Origin of the sequence: Sphingomonas sp. PP-F2F-G114-C0414 (genome assembly GCF_003688595.1) — a bacterium.
GTDB lineage: Bacteria > Pseudomonadota > Alphaproteobacteria > Sphingomonadales > Sphingomonadaceae > Sphingomonas.
Map to the genome: position 1 here is coordinate 285671 of NZ_RCWT01000012.1, position 15628 is coordinate 301298.

Annotated in this window: 16 protein-coding genes; 4 read left to right on the forward strand and 12 right to left on the reverse strand. The window is 65.2% G+C overall.

Translation table 11 applies throughout. From position 1 onward, the window contains the following. Positions 1 to 32: 32 nt before the first annotated feature. The 8 genes from C8J47_RS13270 to C8J47_RS13305 form a co-directional block, all read right to left on the reverse strand. Entirely contained in the window at positions 33 to 2966 is a 2934-nt protein-coding gene (locus C8J47_RS13270) for a 2-oxoglutarate dehydrogenase E1 component (protein ID WP_121886033.1), read from the reverse strand. A gap of 83 nt (positions 2967 to 3049) precedes the next feature. Then, complete coding sequence (sucD, locus tag C8J47_RS13275) at positions 3050 to 3934, reverse strand: succinate--CoA ligase subunit alpha (protein ID WP_093396778.1); 885 nt, start codon at positions 3932 to 3934, stop codon at positions 3050 to 3052. 56 nt (positions 3935 to 3990) lie between these two features. Beyond that, the gene (locus C8J47_RS13280) at positions 3991 to 4287 is read right to left on the reverse strand and encodes a GIY-YIG nuclease family protein (RefSeq protein ID WP_121886034.1); all 297 of its coding nucleotides are present in this window, start codon (positions 4285 to 4287) and stop codon (positions 3991 to 3993) included. A gap of 72 nt (positions 4288 to 4359) precedes the next feature. Then, on the reverse strand, positions 4360 to 5322 hold the full coding sequence (mdh, locus tag C8J47_RS13285; protein WP_121886035.1) for a malate dehydrogenase: 963 nt from the start codon (positions 5320 to 5322) through the stop codon (positions 4360 to 4362). A 262-nt stretch (positions 5323 to 5584) separates the two neighbouring features. Continuing rightward, complete coding sequence (gene zapE, locus C8J47_RS13290) at positions 5585 to 6676, reverse strand: cell division protein ZapE (RefSeq protein WP_121886036.1); 1092 nt, start codon at positions 6674 to 6676, stop codon at positions 5585 to 5587. A 122-nt stretch (positions 6677 to 6798) separates the two neighbouring features. After that, positions 6799 to 7287, reverse strand: coding sequence for a PaaI family thioesterase (locus C8J47_RS13295; protein ID WP_259467545.1), 489 nt, complete (start codon positions 7285 to 7287; stop codon positions 6799 to 6801). A gap of 201 nt (positions 7288 to 7488) precedes the next feature. Next, the gene (locus C8J47_RS13300) at positions 7489 to 8271 is read right to left on the reverse strand and encodes a succinate dehydrogenase iron-sulfur subunit (protein ID WP_107952059.1); all 783 of its coding nucleotides are present in this window, start codon (positions 8269 to 8271) and stop codon (positions 7489 to 7491) included. Positions 8272 to 8404: 133 nt separating this feature from the next. Continuing rightward, positions 8405 to 8986 (reverse strand): ClpP family protease, encoded by a 582-nt coding sequence (locus tag C8J47_RS13305; protein ID WP_121886038.1) that lies wholly within the window; start codon positions 8984 to 8986, stop codon positions 8405 to 8407. 99 nt (positions 8987 to 9085) lie between these two features. On the opposite strand from C8J47_RS13305, the gene C8J47_RS13310 reads away from it, so the two are divergent. Next, the gene (locus C8J47_RS13310; RefSeq protein ID WP_107964063.1) at positions 9086 to 9334 is read left to right on the forward strand and encodes a type II toxin-antitoxin system Phd/YefM family antitoxin; all 249 of its coding nucleotides are present in this window, start codon (positions 9086 to 9088) and stop codon (positions 9332 to 9334) included. Further along, positions 9321 to 9611: a type II toxin-antitoxin system RelE/ParE family toxin gene (locus C8J47_RS13315; RefSeq protein WP_056060678.1), complete on the forward strand. Its 291-nt coding sequence runs from the start codon at positions 9321 to 9323 to the stop codon at positions 9609 to 9611. Before C8J47_RS13310 ends, C8J47_RS13315 begins: the two co-directional genes overlap by 14 nt. 88 nt (positions 9612 to 9699) lie before the next feature. Here the strand turns inward: C8J47_RS13315 and C8J47_RS13320 are convergent, their stop codons facing one another. The 4 genes from C8J47_RS13320 to sdhC are packed head-to-tail and all read right to left on the reverse strand — an operon-like array spanning position 9700 to position 12587. Then, complete coding sequence (locus C8J47_RS13320; RefSeq protein WP_121886039.1) at positions 9700 to 9972, reverse strand: hypothetical protein; 273 nt, start codon at positions 9970 to 9972, stop codon at positions 9700 to 9702. Between the two features lie 16 nt (positions 9973 to 9988). Continuing rightward, positions 9989 to 11791, reverse strand: coding sequence for a succinate dehydrogenase flavoprotein subunit (sdhA, locus tag C8J47_RS13325; protein WP_056047438.1), 1803 nt, complete (start codon positions 11789 to 11791; stop codon positions 9989 to 9991). After that, positions 11791 to 12177, reverse strand: coding sequence for a succinate dehydrogenase, hydrophobic membrane anchor protein (sdhD, locus tag C8J47_RS13330; protein ID WP_120299369.1), 387 nt, complete (start codon positions 12175 to 12177; stop codon positions 11791 to 11793). The genes sdhA and sdhD overlap by 1 nt, the downstream gene beginning before the upstream one ends. Further along, the gene (sdhC, locus tag C8J47_RS13335) at positions 12177 to 12587 is read right to left on the reverse strand and encodes a succinate dehydrogenase, cytochrome b556 subunit (protein ID WP_259467546.1); all 411 of its coding nucleotides are present in this window, start codon (positions 12585 to 12587) and stop codon (positions 12177 to 12179) included. The genes sdhD and sdhC overlap by 1 nt, the downstream gene beginning before the upstream one ends. A 276-nt stretch (positions 12588 to 12863) precedes the next feature. On the opposite strand from sdhC, the gene C8J47_RS13340 reads away from it, so the two are divergent. Further along, entirely contained in the window at positions 12864 to 14207 is a 1344-nt protein-coding gene (locus C8J47_RS13340) for a methyl-accepting chemotaxis protein (protein WP_121886041.1), read from the forward strand. A gap of 8 nt (positions 14208 to 14215) precedes the next feature. Beyond that, positions 14216 to 15604, forward strand: a complete 1389-nt coding sequence (locus tag C8J47_RS13345; RefSeq protein ID WP_121886042.1) for a methyl-accepting chemotaxis protein — start codon at positions 14216 to 14218, stop codon at positions 15602 to 15604. Positions 15605 to 15628 lie beyond the last annotated feature (24 nt).

A 15628-nucleotide genomic window follows, 5' to 3' on the forward strand; every position in this document is an offset into this window, starting at 1 on the left:
TGCTTTCGCAGGAAAACAGAGAGCGGGTTCAATCAGTTTGCGCGGGTGCGGCGGATTTCGTCGCGGACGGAGTGGCCGAGCGCGTCGGCGACGAGCGCGCCCTGTTCGGCCTGGTGACGCTTCATCAGGCCGGTCGCGGGCGATGCCGAGGCGTTGCGGCCCGCATAGCGCGCGCGCTTCACGCGGGAGTCGACCGTTGCCAGCGCCTCCTCGATCAGCGGCTCGACGAAGAACCAGTAACCGTTGTTCTTCGGCTCTTCCTGCGCCCAGACGATCTCTTCCAGGTTCGGCATCCGTGCGACGCGCTCGGCGATCGGGTTGCCGGGGAAGGGATAGAGCTGTTCGACGCGGACGATCTGCGTGTCGGTGTCGCCCGCCGCGTCGCGTGCCTCGATCAGGTCGTAGGCGACCTTGCCGGTGCACAGGACCAGACGCTTCGTATCGACGTCGGCGGCCGGATTGGTATCCGACAACAGGCGGCGGAAGTGGCTGTCGCCCTGGAAATCCTCCGCGTTCGACACCGCCAGCTTGTGCCGCAGCAACGACTTCGGCGTCATCACGATCAGCGGCTTGCGGAAGTTGCGGTGCATCTGCCGGCGAAGCAGGTGGAAATAGTTCGCCGGGCTGGTGCAGTTCGCGACCTGGATATTGTCGTCCGCGCACGACTGAAGGAAACGCTCGGGACGTGCGGAGCTATGCTCTGGCCCCTGCCCTTCATAGCCGTGCGGGAGCAGCATCACGAGGCCGTTGGCGCGGAGCCACTTCGATTCGCCGGACGTGATGAACTGATCGATCATGATCTGCGCGCCGTTGACGAAGTCGCCGAACTGCGCCTCCCAGAGGACCAAGGTCTTCGGGTCGGCGAGCGCATAGCCATACTCGAACCCGAGCACGCCGTATTCGCTGAGCGGGCTGTCGAGCACTTCGAAACGACCGTGCTCGATCTCCTGCAAAGGCACGTACTTGTGCTCGTCGGTCTGGTCGACCCAGACGGCGTGGCGCTGCGAGAAGGTGCCGCGACCCGAATCCTGGCCCGACAGGCGGACGCCGTACCCTTCCGAGAGCAGGCCGCCGAACGCGAGCGCTTCGCCGGTCGCCCAGTCGAAGCCCTTGCCCGACTTGAACATCTCGCGCTTGGCATCGATCACGCGGTTGAGCGTCTTGTGGATCTTCACGCTGTCCGGGACGGTCGTGAGCGTGCGGCCGAGCGAGTCGAACAACTTCGTGCTGAGACCCGTCTCGACGTTGCGGCGCGCCGACGCGCCGTCGGTGGGCGCGCTGAGGCCGGTCCAGCGACCGCCGAACCAGTCCGCCTTGTTCGGCTTGTACGAGGACCCGGCTTCGAACTCGCCCTCGAGGCGGAGCGTGAACTGCTTCACGTTCTCGTCGATCCAGGGCTGGTCGATCACGCCTTCCTTGATCAGGCGGTTGCCATAGACCGTCGAGACGCCGGGGTGCTTGCGGATGATGTCGTACATCAGCGGCTGCGTGAAGGACGGCTCGTCGCCCTCGTTGTGGCCGAAGCGACGATAGCACCACATGTCGATGACGATGTCGCGGTGGAACTTCTGGCGGAATTCCATCGCCATCTTGGTCGCGAAGGTGACCGCCTCGGGATCGTCGCCATTGACGTGGAAGACCGGCGCCTGGACGCCCTTGGCGACGTCCGACGGGTAGGGCGACGAGCGCGCGAACTGCGGCGAGGTTGTGAATCCGACCTGGTTGTTGATGATGAAGTGGACGCAGCCGCCGGTGTTGTAGCCGCGGATGCCGGAGAAGCCGAGGCACTCCCAGACGATCCCCTGCCCCGCGAACGCCGCGTCGCCGTGGATCAGCACGGGCAACGCCGCGGTGTGATCCTTGAGATCGTTGGTGAGCGTCTGGATCGCGCGCGTCTTGCCGAGCACGACCGGGTCGGCGGCTTCGAGATGCGACGGGTTGGCGACCAGGCTCATGTGAACCTTGTGGCCGTCGAACTCGCGGTCGGTGCTGGTGCCGAGGTGATACTTCACGTCGCCCGAACCGCCGATGTCGTCGGGGTTGGCCGAACCACCGGCGAATTCGTGGAAGATCACGCGCAACGGCTTGGCCATCACGTTCGCCAACACGTTGAGACGACCGCGATGCGCCATGCCGATGACGAGCTCGCGCACGCCCATCTGGCCGCCATACTTGATGACGCTTTCAAGCGCGGGGATCATCGATTCGCCGCCGTCGAGCCCGAAGCGCTTCGTGCCGACATACTTCTTGCCGAGGAACTTCTCCCACTGCTCGGCCTCGATCACCTTGGTGAGGATCGCCTTCTTGCCGTCGATGGAGAATTCGATCGCCTTGTCCTGGCCCTCCATGCGCTCCTGGAGGAAGCGGCGCTCCTCGACGTCGGAGATGTGCATGTATTCGAGGCCGACATTGCCGCAGTAATTCTTGCGCAACGTGTCGACGAGCTCGCGGATCGAGACCCATTCGAAGCCCATCGTGCCGCCGAGATAGACCTTCCGGTCGATGTCGCCGTCGGAGAAGCCGTGATATTCGGTCTTCAGATCCTCGGGCATCTCGCGCTTCGACAGGCCGAGCGGATCGAGGTTGGCGGCGAGATGGCCACGGACGCGGTAGGTGCGGACGAGCAGCTGCGCGCGGATCGCGTCGGCGGCGGCCTTGGCGATCTCTTCCTTCGAGACGGGCGCGGGGGCCGCTGCGGCGGGGGCTGGTTTCCCCTTTGCGGGCTTGGGCGCGGGCTCCATCTGGGTCGGATCGAGCGCTGCGGTCAGGTCGTCCGTGGTGGTGAGCGGCCAGCGGGCGCTCTCCCAGCTCGGGCCCTGCGCGGAGCCTTCGAGCCCCTCGAAGAACGCGCGCCAACCGGATTCGACCGAGGCCGGGTCCGCGTTGAACTTGGCGTAGAGCGTCTCCACGAACGCCGGGCTGACGCCGGCTGCGATATCGCTGAAATCCTGGCCTTCGTAGCCCATCACAACCGTCCTCTTTGTGTCCCTGCGAAGGCGGGGACCCAGACTGGGCCCCCGCCTTCGCGGGGGAACAATCTTACTCTAACTTAACCCTTCAACACGCTCAGCAGCGTCTCGCCGAGCAGGCTGGGGCTTTCCGAAACGCGGATCCCGGCAGCTTCCATTGCCGCGATCTTGCTCTCCGCGTCGCCCTTGCCGCCCGACACGATCGCGCCGGCATGACCCATGCGACGGCCCGGAGGTGCCGTACGACCGGCGATGAAGCCTGCCATCGGCTTCGACCGACCGCGCTTGGCTTCGTCGCGGAGGAACTGTGCCGCCTGCTCTTCTGCGTCGCCGCCGATTTCGCCGATCATGATGATCGACTGGGTCTCGTCGTCAGCGAGGAACAGCTCGAGCACGTCGATGAAGTTCGTGCCGTTGACCGGATCGCCACCGATGCCGACCGCGGTCGTCTGACCAAGGCCTGCGTTCGACGTCTGGAACACCGCCTCATAGGTGAGCGTGCCTGAACGGCTGACAACGCCGACCGAGCCCTTCTTGAAGATCGAGCCGGGCATGATGCCGATCTTGCACTCGCCGGGGGTCAGCACGCCGGGGCAGTTCGGGCCGATCAGCCGCGACTTGGAGCCCGACAGCGCGCGCTTGACCTTGACCATGTCGAGCACGGGAATGCCCTCGGTGATCGCGACGATCAGCTCGATCTCGGCGTCGATCGCCTCGAGGATCGAATCGGCGGCGAAGGGAGGCGGCACGTAGATGACCGACGCGGTCGCGCCGGTCATCGCCTTGGCTTCGGCGACGGTGTTGTAAACGGGGAGGTCGAGGTGGGTCGTACCGCCCTTGCCGGGCGTGACGCCGCCAACCATCTGCGTGCCGTATTCCAGCGCCGCCTTGGTGTGGAAGCTGCCGGTTTCGCCGGTCATGCCTTGCGTGATGACCTTGGTGTTCTTGTCGACGAGGATGCTCATCTAATTTTCTCTCTCTTGTTCCCCGGCGGAGGCCGGGGCCCAGTTGGGAAGGCGGATCAGTTTGGCGTCAGCGTATCGAACAGATCATCCCAGTTCGGGTTCATCCCTTCGATCTCTTTCACCTTCCAGTCCCGTTTCCATTCCTTCATCCGCAGCTCGCGCTGCCGGGCGGCGTCCAGATCGTCATAAACCTCGTACCAGACGAGCAGATGACAACCATGTTTCTTAGTGAACCCTGCGACGACACCGTTGCGATGCTCCCATAGGCGTTTGGGAAGATTGCTGGTGACGCCGAGATAGATCGTCCCGTTACGCCTGCTGGCCATGATGTAGACGCAGAAGGCGGTATCCATCTCGGGAGTTCTCCCAACTGGGCCCCGGCCTTCGCCGGGGAACAGCAGATTGGTTTAGCTCACGTCTTCAAATCAGTTCAGCGAACCATCGATACCCTTGCAGGCCACGATCAGCTCCTTCACCGCATCGACCGACACGGTAAGGTTCTGCTTCGCTTCATCATCCAGCTTGATCTCGACGATCTTCTCGACGCCGCCAGCACCGATCACCACCGGCACGCCGACGTACAGATCGTCCAGGCCGTACTCGCCCGAAACATATGCCGCGGCCGGCAGCACGCGCTTCTGGTCGTACAGATACGCCTCCGCCATCGCGATGCCGCTGGTCGCCGGCGCGTAGTATGCCGAGCCCGTCTTCAGCAGCGCGACGATCTCGCCGCCGCCGCCGCGCGTGCGCTTGACGATCGCGTCGATCTTTTCCTGGCTCGACATGCCCATCGCGATGAGATCGGGGACCGGGATGCCCGACACCGTCGAGTAGCTGATGACCGGGACCATCGTGTCGCCGTGGCCGCCGAGCACGAAGCTGGTGACGTCCTTCACCGAGACCTTGAACTCGTCGGCGAGGAAGTGGCTGAAGCGCGCCGAGTCGAGCACGCCGGCCATGCCGACGACCATGTGGTGCGGCAGGCCAGAGAACTCGCGGAGCGCCCACACCATCGCGTCGAGCGGGTTGGTGATGCAGATCACGAACGCGTCGGGGGCGTTCGTCTTGATGCCCTCGCCGACGGCCTTCATGACCTTGAGGTTGATGCCGAGCAGGTCGTCGCGGCTCATGCCGGGCTTGCGTGCCACACCGGCGGTGACGATGATGACGTCCGCGCCGGCGATGTCGGCGTAGTCGTTCGAGCCGGTGATCTGCGAGTCGAAGCCTTCGACCGGGCCGCACTGCGACAGGTCGAGCGCCTTGCCCTGGGGGATGCCCTCGGCGACGTCGAACAGGACGATATCGCCAAGGCCCTTGAGTGCTGCGAGGTGCGCGAGCGTACCGCCGATGTTGCCGGCGCCGATCAGCGCGATCTTCTTGCGAGCCATTCCAATCCGTCTCCGTCTGATGTGCGGGGTGATTGGTGACGCCGGTTACGCGCATTATCCCGCTACGGCAACCGCTAAAAGGACAAAAGCGGGTTGTTATTGCAACTCGTTCGCATGTGCAATAAGGTGTAGCCATCCAAATCGAACCACCCCGGCGGAGGCCGGGGCCCAATTGGGGAACGTTGCTAACGAAGCACCGCGCGCTGTTACTGCGACCTTTCCAATTGGGCCCCGGCCTTCGCCGGGGTGGTGTTTCGGACAGTTAGAGATGGCCCTCGGCGAGATAGTCCTCGGAGCGCATCTCTTCGAGGCGGCTGATCGTGCGGTCGAACTCGAACCTGCCATCGCCGCTTTCGTAGAGGTCGCCGGGTTGCGCATCGGCGGCGGCAAGGAGCTTGACCTTGTGCTCGTACAGCGCATCGATCAGCGCCACGAACCGCGCCGCCTCGTTGCGGTTTTCGGGGCCGAGCTTGGGGATGCCCACCAGGATCACCGTGTGGAATTTGCGCGCGATGGCAAGGTAGTCGGCGACGCCCCTCGCCTCGCCGCACAGCTTCTTGAAGCTGGACACCGCGACGCCCTTGAGCGATTTCGGGACCCGCAGCGTGCGGCCCTGGACGATCAGGTCTTCGGCCGGGACGTGCTCGCTGTCGTCGGTCGAGAAGTCGGTGAGGCGGAAGAATGCGGCGGACAGTTGCGCAGTGGCCTCGGGGCCGTTGGGGACGAGCCAGGTGTCCTGGCTGCCGAGCCGGTCGCGGCGATAATCGACCGGGCCGTTGAGCGGGAGCACGTCGAGGCGGTGCTCGATGGTCGCGATGAAGGGCAGGAAATGCTCGCGGTTGAGGCCGTTCTTGTAGAGATCGGACGGCGGGCGGTTCGAGGTAGTGACGATCGTCACGCCGGAATCGAGCAGCGACGTCACCAACCGCGACAGGATCATCGCGTCGGGGCTGTTGGTGACCATCATCTCGTCGAACGCGAGCAGCCGCGTCTCGTCGGCGATCGCGGTGGCGACGGGGACGATCGGGTCGCCGACCTCCTTGCGGCGCTCGGCGGCGATGCGCGCGTGGACCTCGAGCATGAACTCGCCGAAGTGGACGCGGCGTTTCTTATCGACGGGCGCGTTGGCGAAGAACAGGTCCATCAGCATCGACTTGCCGCGGCCGACGCCGCCCCAGAGGTAGACTCCGCGGGGGTCTGGTTTCTTGGAGAAGCGCGCGAAGAAGCCGGTGGATTTGGGGGTGGCGAGTTCGGTGGCGAGGGTGTTGAGGCGGGCGGCGGCGGCGGCCTGTTCGGGATCGGGGCGGAGTTCGCCTGAGGCTACGAGGGCTTCGTAAGCCTTGAGGACGGTCACGCCGCCGTCCTCACACCACCCCGGCGGAGGCCGGGGCCCAATTGGAAAGGTTTCGATAACGGAGCGGGACGCTTCAACACTGATCGTTTCCCAATTGGGCCCCGGCCTTCGCCGGGGTGGTGTTAGGTGGCGGTGTCAGCCCTTGGGGGCTTGCCGGACGGCTTGCGGATCGTGGCCGAGAAGGCGGCGATCTTCGTGTCGTCGTCCCCTTGCACCACGAGACCCCGGAGGAACAAGAGGCGGCCGGTTTCCTTGAGGACTTCGACCTGCGCCTCGATCGGCTCGCCGACGCGGCCGCCGCCGATGAATTGCGTGTTGAGATCGAGCGTGACCGCGGTGCCGGCGGTGATCAGGCCGAAACCTCTGGCGGCGGCGAACAGGGCTACGTCGATGAACGCAAGGAGCGCGCCGCCGTGGACGTTGTTCTGGAGATTGGAGTGGCGATGCTCGGGGGTGATGCGAACGCGGACGGTGTGGCCGTCGACGCGGTAGAGCATGGGGCCGAGCAGGGTGTTGAAGCGGGTGGGGTCGGAGAGCGACCAGCTGCGCCAGCCTGGGTTGGCTGGGTCTTCGGCTTCGACGAAATGGGGTTGGGGAGTAGCGGTGGTCACGAACCTGTCCTTCGATCCCCACACCGTTCGCCCTGAGCGAAGTCGAAGGGCATTGGGAAATTCCATCCCCCGCCCCTGGCGTGTGCTTCGACTTCGCTCAGCACGAACGGGAGGGGGAGCAGGACGAGAGAGAGGGACCGGAGGGGAAAATCGAATTGGGGCGGGGAAGAGGGTATGAAACACGCCCCCTTCCCCACGGGATCAGACGATCCGTTCGGCTTCCATCTTCTTAATTTCGGCGATCGCCTTGGCCGGGTTGAGACCCTTGGGGCACGCATTCGCGCAGTTCATGATGGTGTGGCAGCGATACAGGCGGAACGGATCCTCGAGTTCGTCGAGACGCTCGCCGGTCATCTCGTCGCGGCTGTCGGCGAGCCAGCGATAGGCCTGCAACAGGATCGCGGGGCCGAGGAACTTGTCGGCGTTCCACCAGTAGCTCGGGCACGAGGTCGAGCAGCAGGCGCACAGGATGCACTCGTACAGGCCGTCGAGCTTCGAGCGGTCTTCCGGCGACTGGAGGCGCTCCTTGCCCGAGGGCGGCGGGGTGACGGTCTGCAGCCACGGCTTGATCGACGAGTACTGCGCGTAGAAATGCGTGAAGTCGGGGACCAGGTCCTTGATCACGTCCATGTGCGGCAGCGGCGTGATCTGGACCTCGCCCTTGCAATCCTCGATCGCGGTGGTGCAGGCGAGGCCGTTCTTGCCGTTGATGTTCATCGAGCACGAGCCGCAAATACCCTCGCGGCAAGACCGGCGGAAGGTGAGCGAAGAGTCCTGCTCGCTCTTCATCTTGATCAGCGCGTCGAGCACCATCGGGCCGGTGTCGTCGAGGTCGAGCGCGAACGTGTCGTAACGCGGGTTCTCACCGCTGTCGGGATCGTAGCGGTAGACCTTGAACGATTTGAGACGCTTACCCCCGCTGGTCGAGGCGTGCTTGACGCCCTTCTTGACGACGCTGTTTTTCGGGAGCGAGAATTCGGCCATTGCGAGCGGTCCGTCCGTGGTGTGATTATAGGTTGTCAGAGCCGATACATGACAGGGGCCCTCCCCGCAAATCCTTAGCTTCGCGGGTGCAACATGCGTCACACCCGCTGTCGCGTTACCTGCGCGTGCCGGGTCAGATGATGTCGAGGACGAGCCCGAGGTCGCGAGCTTCCTCGGCTTCGATATACCAGTTGGAGGGGGCTTTCTTCTTCAACTCCTCGAGCGATACCTTCGAGCCCTCGACGATCGCGCGGAAGCCTTCCTCCTGGATGTTGATCGAGTCCTCGATCTCGTGGAGCTTGGCCTTGAGCGTGTAGGACAGCGTGTTGAGCGGGCCGTTGAGCTCGATCGTGCTCTGCATCTGGCGCTCGTGGATCATGATGCGGCTTTTCCGCGTGAGGAAACGGCTGTCGACCGGGAAGGCGGACATGAACGTCGCGCCGGCAGAATAGACCGCGACCTTGCCGAGGAAGAGCGTCTCGCGGCCGGTATATTCGCGGAGCAGGCGGATGTTGTCACCCATGGCGCGCGCGACTTCGGGGTCGCCGCCGAGCGTGGTTATCGAGACGACGAGCGGGCCCTCGGTGGGTGCGGCGACGAGCTGCGACTTGAAAGTGTCGTACATCGCATCGTCGACGGGGCCGTGGAGGTGGACGTGGGGGGCGGCCAGCAACGGGTAGTTGCGGGCGTTCGAAGCGGGGGATGTGTCGGTCATGCCGCGGCAAACTTTTGCGGGGGAACAGGGTTCCGAATGAGTTGCGGCATATCAGCACGGCGATTTGGTCTGACCTGTTCGACGTGCTATAGACTGGTCATGATTGAGACCATATTTGCCGGCGCAACGGTGAGCATCAGTGACCTGAAGAAGAATCCGTCTGGAGTCATCGAGGCTGCGGGTGGATTTCCAGTCGCCGTGCTCAATCGGAATACGCCTGCTGCGTACCTGGTGCCGGCGGCGGCTTGGGAAGAATTGATGGACCGGTTGGAGGACGTCGAACTGGCAGACCTGGTGCGGGCGCGGGCCGACGAGGTGCCGGTCGCGGTGTCGCTTGGCGACCTATAGTCTCGCTTTCCTGCCGAGTGCGCTGCGGGAATGGGAGAAGCTTGGCGCCAATGTTCGCGAGCAGTTCAAGGCGAAGCTGACCGAGCGGTTGGGCGAGCCGCATATTGCGAGTGCGCGGCTGAGCGGGATGACCGGGTGCTACAAGATCAAGCTACGAGCGGCGGGGTATAGGCTTGTGTACCGGGTCGATGATGGCTTGGTGACGGTGATCGTCGTGGCAGTCGGGCGGCGGGATCGGAATCTGGTGTACAAGATCGCGGCAGGGCGGATCGATTAGTCGTCGGCGTTGCGCCTGAAGCTTGTTTCCCCGCGAAGGCGGGGATCCAGACTGGGCTCCCGCCTTCGCGGGAGAACAAGGAGAGGAGTTAGGCTTCTCGGCTCGTGCGCTTGTACTGAAGGATCCAGCCTACGAGGCCGCCCGGCACGCCACCTACCAGCGAGAAGAGCGCGTAGAAGGTGATCGCTATCTTTTGCGGTTCTTCGCCCACGCCGCGGGGTTCGATGCCGAAGACGTAGATCGCGGTCAGTAGCGCGACGACCACCGGCCACAGGAAGCCGGCGATCATCGGTTGGAAGCGCGTCAGGAGCCCCACCGCGACGGGCACGAGGAACCCAATCGCGATGATGGCCCACGTCATCGAAACATCCGCTTCATCAATATACCCGCTTCTTGGGCTTGATGTAGTCGATGTCGTCGGTGAGCGTGTAGTCGTGGACCGGGCGGAAATCGATCTTGGTCTCGCCGCCCTTGCCGCCCCAGCCGTTGAAGGTGGTGATGGTGTGCTTCATCCAGTTCGCGTCGTCGCGCTCGGGGAAATCCTCGTGCATGTGTGCGCCACGCGACTCGGTGCGGTTGGCGGCCGAGTTCATCGTCACCACCGCCTGGCCGATCAGATTGTCGAGCTCCATCGTCTCGACCAGATCGGTGTTCCAGATCATGCTGCGATCCTTCACCGCGACGTCGGTCATCCGGCTGTAGATCCCGGCCATCTTCTCGACGCCCTGGTTCAGCAGCTCGGTGTCGCGGAACACGGCGCAATGCTTCTGCATGGTCTGCTGCATGTCGAGACGGATCTGCGCGGTCGGCGAACCGCCCGACGCATTGCGGAAATGGTCGAGACGCGTCAGCGCGAGGTCTTCCGAGCCCTTGGGCAGCGGCGCGTGTGCCGTGCCGGGCTTCAGCGTGTCCTTGATCCGCAGGCCGGTCGCGCGGCCGAACACCACGAGATCGATCAGGCTGTTCGAACCGAGGCGATTGGCGCCGTGAACCGAAACGCAGGCTGCTTCGCCGACCGCGAACAGGCCGGGGACGACCGCGTCGGGGTTGCCGTCGACGAGGTTGACGACCTCGCCGTGGAAGTTGGTCGGGATGCCGCCCATGTTGTAGTGCACGGTCGGCGTGACCGGCAGCGGCTGGCGCGTGAGATCGACGCCGGCGAAGACTTTCCCAGTCTCGGTGATGCCCGGCAGGCGCTCGGCGAGCACCTTGGGATCGATGTGATCGAGGTGCAGGAAGATGTGGTCGCCGTTCTTGCCGACGCCGCGGCCTTCGCGCATTTCGAGCGCCATCGAGCGGCTGACGACGTCGCGCGAGGCAAGGTCCTTCGCCGACGGGGCATAGCGCTCCATGAAGCGCTCGCCCTCGGAGTTGGTCAGGTACCCGCCCTCACCGCGTGCGCCCTCGGTGATGAGCACGCCCGCGCCGTAGATGCCGGTCGGGTGGAACTGGACGAACTCCATGTCCTGCAAAGGCAGGCCGGCGCGGAGCACCATCGCGTTGCCGTCGCCGGTGCAGGTGTGCGCCGAGGTCGCCGAGAAATACACGCGGCCGTAGCCGCCGGTGGCGAGCACGGTCTGGTGGCTGCGGAAGCGGTGGATCGAGCCGTCTTCCATGCACAGCGCGATGACGCCGCGGCAGACGCCGTTCTCCATGATCAGGTCGAGCGCGAAATACTCGACGAAGAAGTCCGTGTTGTACTTCAGGCTCTGCTGGTACAGCGCGTGGAGCATCGCGTGGCCGGTGCGATCGGCGGCGGCGGCGGTGCGCTGGACCGGCGGCCCCTCGCCCATGTTCTGCATGTGGCCACCGAACGGACGCTGATAGATCGTGCCGTTCTCGTTACGGCTGAACGGCATGCCGGCATGCTCGAGTTCGTAGACCGCCTGAGGCGCTTCGCGGCAGAGATACTCGATCGCGTCCTGGTCGCCGAGCCAGTCGGATCCCTTGACGGTGTCGAACATGTGCCAGGTCCAGTGATCCGGCGAGTTGTTGCCAAGGCTGGCCGCGATGCCGCCCTGGGCTGCAACGGTATGCGAGCGGGTCGGGAAGACCTTGGTGATGCACGCGGTCTTCAGGCCGCTCTCGGCGATGCCCATCGTCGCGCGCAGGCCGGAGCCGCCGGCACCGACGACGACCGCATCATAGGTATGATCGATGATCTTGTAGGCAGCTGACATTACGCGGGAGCTCCGGAGAAGGCGACCTTCAGGATCGCGAACAGGGCGATGCCGCCCAGCGTGAAGGTGAACAGGTTGAGGAGGATCATCGTCACGACACGGCTCTCGCCATGTTGGTAATCCTCGATCACGACCTGAAGACCGAGACGGAAGTGATAGAACACCGACAGGATCAACAGCGCCATCGGCACCGCGACCCAGGCCGATTGCAGCCAAAGATGGACCGCGGCGTAATCATAGCCGGGCATCCGCGCGACCGAGATCATCAGCCAGAGCATGAGGAACAGGTTCGAGCCCGCCGTCAGGCGCTGCTGCCACCAGTGATGCGCGCCGTGCTTGGCGCTGCCCAGGCCGCGGACGCGACCGATTGCCGTACCCGAACCCATTACTTGATCCCCATGTAGAGCCAGAACACGACCGTCAGCGCGACAGACGCGACCATCGTCGCGATCGCACCCATCTTGTTCCGCTTCAGTTCGTAGCCCGCGCCGGTGTCGAGCACGAAATGGCGAATACCGGTCATCATGTGCTGGAACAGCGACAGCGTCAGCCCGACCGCGACGATATAGCCGAGGATGTTGAGCCGGCCGGTGTCGGTGGTGAACACGTCGACGAAGGTCGCGTACGCCTGATCGCCCGCGGCGATCGCGGCGAGCCACCAGACGAGCAGCAGGCTGCCGACGGTCGCCATCCCGCTGCCGGTCACGCGGTGCAGGATCGAGACCAGCATGTGCGGGCCCCATTTATAGACCTGCAGATGGGGAGAAAGCGGGCGTGCCGGATTGCGCGATGCCAAGGGCGGAGTCCTCGAACCAGAAGATGACGAACCAAGAACAGCTTGGTCCAGAATATAGAGATTGGGCGACCTATTAGCCACCGCGTGCTGCGATGCAACCCATTGGGGCCGGTCCGATAACCCAAGGCAATGGCTGGACACGTCCTGGCTACCCAGGAACGCGCACGCGAAACCGTCGCCGCCGTTACTGTCCATCCCTAACCAGCTTTTAATCAATAGGCCTTAGCGCTGGACGGGCAAAACCCGTTTCCGGAGTCTACCGCCTTGACCACAGACATGCCGATGACCGGCGCGATTGCCGCCACCATCGACCTTCCGGCGCGGTTGCGGGCGTTCGACTTCGACGGCTCGCTGACCGCCGCAAGCCGCGCGGTGTGGGATGCGATCGAACCCGAGATCGCGGCGGTCTCCAAGGCGTATTGGGAACAGTGGCAGCGCTGTTTCTCCGAGGAACGGGTCTGGGCGGCGCACAAGACCGAGGAAATGATCGCGATCGGCTGCACGTTCCTGCGCAACCGCTTCCTCGATACCGCGGGTCGCGGCTGGGTCGAGTCGATCGAACGGTCGGTCGCAGCGGCCTACGCCGCCGACGTGTCGCCAATGGCGCTGTTATCGATGATCAGCGCGAGCGATCGCGCTGCGCTGGACGTGCTGATGCGCCGGGTCGATCGCAGCAGCGAGACGTTGCCGGTGTACATCGACACGCTCATGCGGCTGTCCGCGCTCGAGGGCGAGATCACGGTCGCGATCTATACCGCGTATCGCGCGCATTCGGCGCAGGACGCACGCGACAAGTTGGCGACCGAGTTCCGCGACGGGATCGCGGCGATGGTCGAGACTGCGACGCACGAGGGTCATACGTTGCGCGAACAGACGGTGCGCAGTTCCGCCTCGACCCGCGCGGTGCTGGGCAAGGCGAGCGAAGTCGCCGCCGCCGCCGAACAATCCGCGGTGGCGATGCGCGAGGCGGCGCAGACTGCCGCCGGGCTGATCCGCGCGATCGAGGATGCACGCACCGAAGTCGAGGCCGCCGCCGAGATCGCCAATCGCGCCTCGGTGCAAGCGGGCCAGGCCGTCGGCATGTCCGAGGCGCTGAGCGACCATGCCAAGTCGATCGAATCGATCCTTGGGCTGATCCGCGACATCGCCGGGCAGACCAACCTGCTCGCGCTGAACGCGACGATCGAGGCGGCGCGGGCGGGCGATGCCGGGCGCGGGTTCGCCGTGGTGGCGCAGGAGGTGAAGAGCCTCGCCAACCAGACTGCGCGGGCGACCGACGACATCGCCGCCAAGATCGCCGCGATCCAGTCGGCCACGCGGGGGACGGTCGAGACCAACGCCAGCATCAAGTCGACCGTCGCCGAAGTGCAGGAGAGCGCCGACCGGATCCGCTACGCGATGGAGGCGCAGGCACAGACGGTGACGGCGATCACCGCCGCGGTCGACGAGACGGCGCTGGCGGCGGACTCGATGTCGACCACGATCGCCACCATCCGCGAGGACACCGAAACGGTCGCGCGCGAGATCGACAGCGTCGGTCGCGGCTTCGACGTGCTCGACGGACGGCTCGGCCATCTCAAGAACAGCGCGGGCGATTTCGTGGCCAAGGTCGCTGCATAGGAACCCCGATGACTGCAACACCCGCCAGCGCGTCGCCCCGCCCCCTACTTCCCGCGGCCTGGGACAGCGACAGTCGATCGCTGCGCGACCGCGTGCGCGATTACGACTGGGACGGGCTGATCGCGCCGACCTGCGCGACGCTGACCGCGCTGCTCGACGACGCCGACCATCGCCGGATCGCCGAGACGTTCTGGCAGCGTTATTTGTCGCTGGAGGCGGTGAGTCACGTCGTGGCGTATTTCACGCCCGAGCGACTGGCGCGCCGTATCACGGCCAGTGCGGAGTACGCGCGGCTGAAATACCAGTCGCCCTATGACGAGGCCTGGAAGGCGATCGCGATCGGCCATGCCGACGATTCGCGCAAATCGGGCATTCCCCTGCCCGCTCTGCTGTCGTCGCTGGCGTTCGCGCATAGCGTGACGCTGAGCCTGGTGGCGGACCGGATGGGCACCGATACCGCGCAGATGCAGAGGCTGGGCGATATCGTCCAGCGCCTCGCGCTGATCGAGGCGGACCTGATGGCGTCGCATCTCGGCGCCACCGATGCGGCGCAGGCGCGGGGCGAACGCGGCGCGCGGGCGGCGGATTTTCGCGAGTCGATCGCTGCGTCGATCGAGGATACCGCGGCCCTCGGCGCGCGCATCCGGATCCAGGCGGAAGGCGCATCGTCGTCGACCCGCAGCGTCCTGGGCAAGGCGAGCGAAGTCGCCGCCGCCGCCGAGCAATCCGCGGTCGCGATGCGCGAAGCAGCGCAGGTCGCCGCCGGCCTGATCCGCGCGATCGAGGACGCGCGCGTCGAGGTCGAGTCCGCCGCGCGGATCGCCGACCGTGCCTCGGTCCAGGCCGATCTCGCGGTCGGGACCTCGGACGCGCTGAGCGAGCATGCCAAATCGATCGATTCGATCCTCGGGTTGATCCGGAACATTGCCGGGCAGACCAATCTGCTGGCTTTGAACGCGACGATCGAGGCGGCGCGCGCGGGCGACGCGGGGCGCGGCTTCGCGGTCGTCGCGCAGGAGGTGAAATCGCTCGCGAGCCAGACCGCGCGGGCGACCGACGACATCGCCGCGAAGATCGCCGCGATCCAGGCGGCGACGCGCGCGACCGTCGAGACCAACGCGATCATCAAGTCGACGGTCGCCGACGTGCAGGAGTCCGCCGGCCGCATCCGCTATGCGATGGAAGCGCAGGCGCAGACCGTGTGCGCGATCACCGCCGCGGTCGACGAAACCGCGCTGGCGGCGGATTCGATGTCGACCACGATCGCCGCGATCCGCGAGGACACCGAGAGCGTGGCTACCGAGATCGACGGGCTTGGCCGCCAGTTCGGCGAGGTCGACGACAAGCTGGGCGAGCTGCGCGGTGCGGCGGACGGATTTTCGGCTAGCGTGGCTTGAGAGGCGCCGGAAGCGAGTAATGGG

What these genes read in the sequence shown, in the direction of transcription:
- mdh (WP_121886035.1), bottom strand. Translation starts at nt 5,322, where the DNA reads ATGGCTCGCAAGAAGATCGCGCTGATCGGCGCCGGCAACATCGGCGGT.
- sdhD (WP_120299369.1), bottom strand. Translation starts at nt 12,177, where the DNA reads ATGGGTTCGGGTACGGCAATCGGTCGCGTCCGCGGCCTGGGCAGCGCC.
- C8J47_RS13270 (WP_121886033.1), bottom strand. Translation starts at nt 2,966, where the DNA reads ATGGGCTACGAAGGCCAGGATTTCAGCGATATCGCAGCCGGCGTCAGC.
- C8J47_RS13300 (WP_107952059.1), bottom strand. Translation starts at nt 8,271, where the DNA reads ATGGCCGAATTCTCGCTCCCGAAAAACAGCGTCGTCAAGAAGGGCGTC.
- C8J47_RS13310 (WP_107964063.1), top strand. Translation starts at nt 9,086, where the DNA reads ATGATTGAGACCATATTTGCCGGCGCAACGGTGAGCATCAGTGACCTG.
- sdhA (WP_056047438.1), bottom strand. Translation starts at nt 11,791, where the DNA reads ATGTCAGCTGCCTACAAGATCATCGATCATACCTATGATGCGGTCGTC.
- sucD (WP_093396778.1), bottom strand. Translation starts at nt 3,934, where the DNA reads ATGAGCATCCTCGTCGACAAGAACACCAAGGTCATCACGCAAGGCATG.
- C8J47_RS13345 (WP_121886042.1), top strand. Translation starts at nt 14,216, where the DNA reads ATGACTGCAACACCCGCCAGCGCGTCGCCCCGCCCCCTACTTCCCGCG.
- C8J47_RS13305 (WP_121886038.1), bottom strand. Translation starts at nt 8,986, where the DNA reads ATGACCGACACATCCCCCGCTTCGAACGCCCGCAACTACCCGTTGCTG.
- C8J47_RS13280 (WP_121886034.1), bottom strand. Translation starts at nt 4,287, where the DNA reads ATGGATACCGCCTTCTGCGTCTACATCATGGCCAGCAGGCGTAACGGG.
- C8J47_RS13340 (WP_121886041.1), top strand. Translation starts at nt 12,864, where the DNA reads ATGCCGATGACCGGCGCGATTGCCGCCACCATCGACCTTCCGGCGCGG.
- C8J47_RS13320 (WP_121886039.1), bottom strand. Translation starts at nt 9,972, where the DNA reads ATGACGTGGGCCATCATCGCGATTGGGTTCCTCGTGCCCGTCGCGGTG.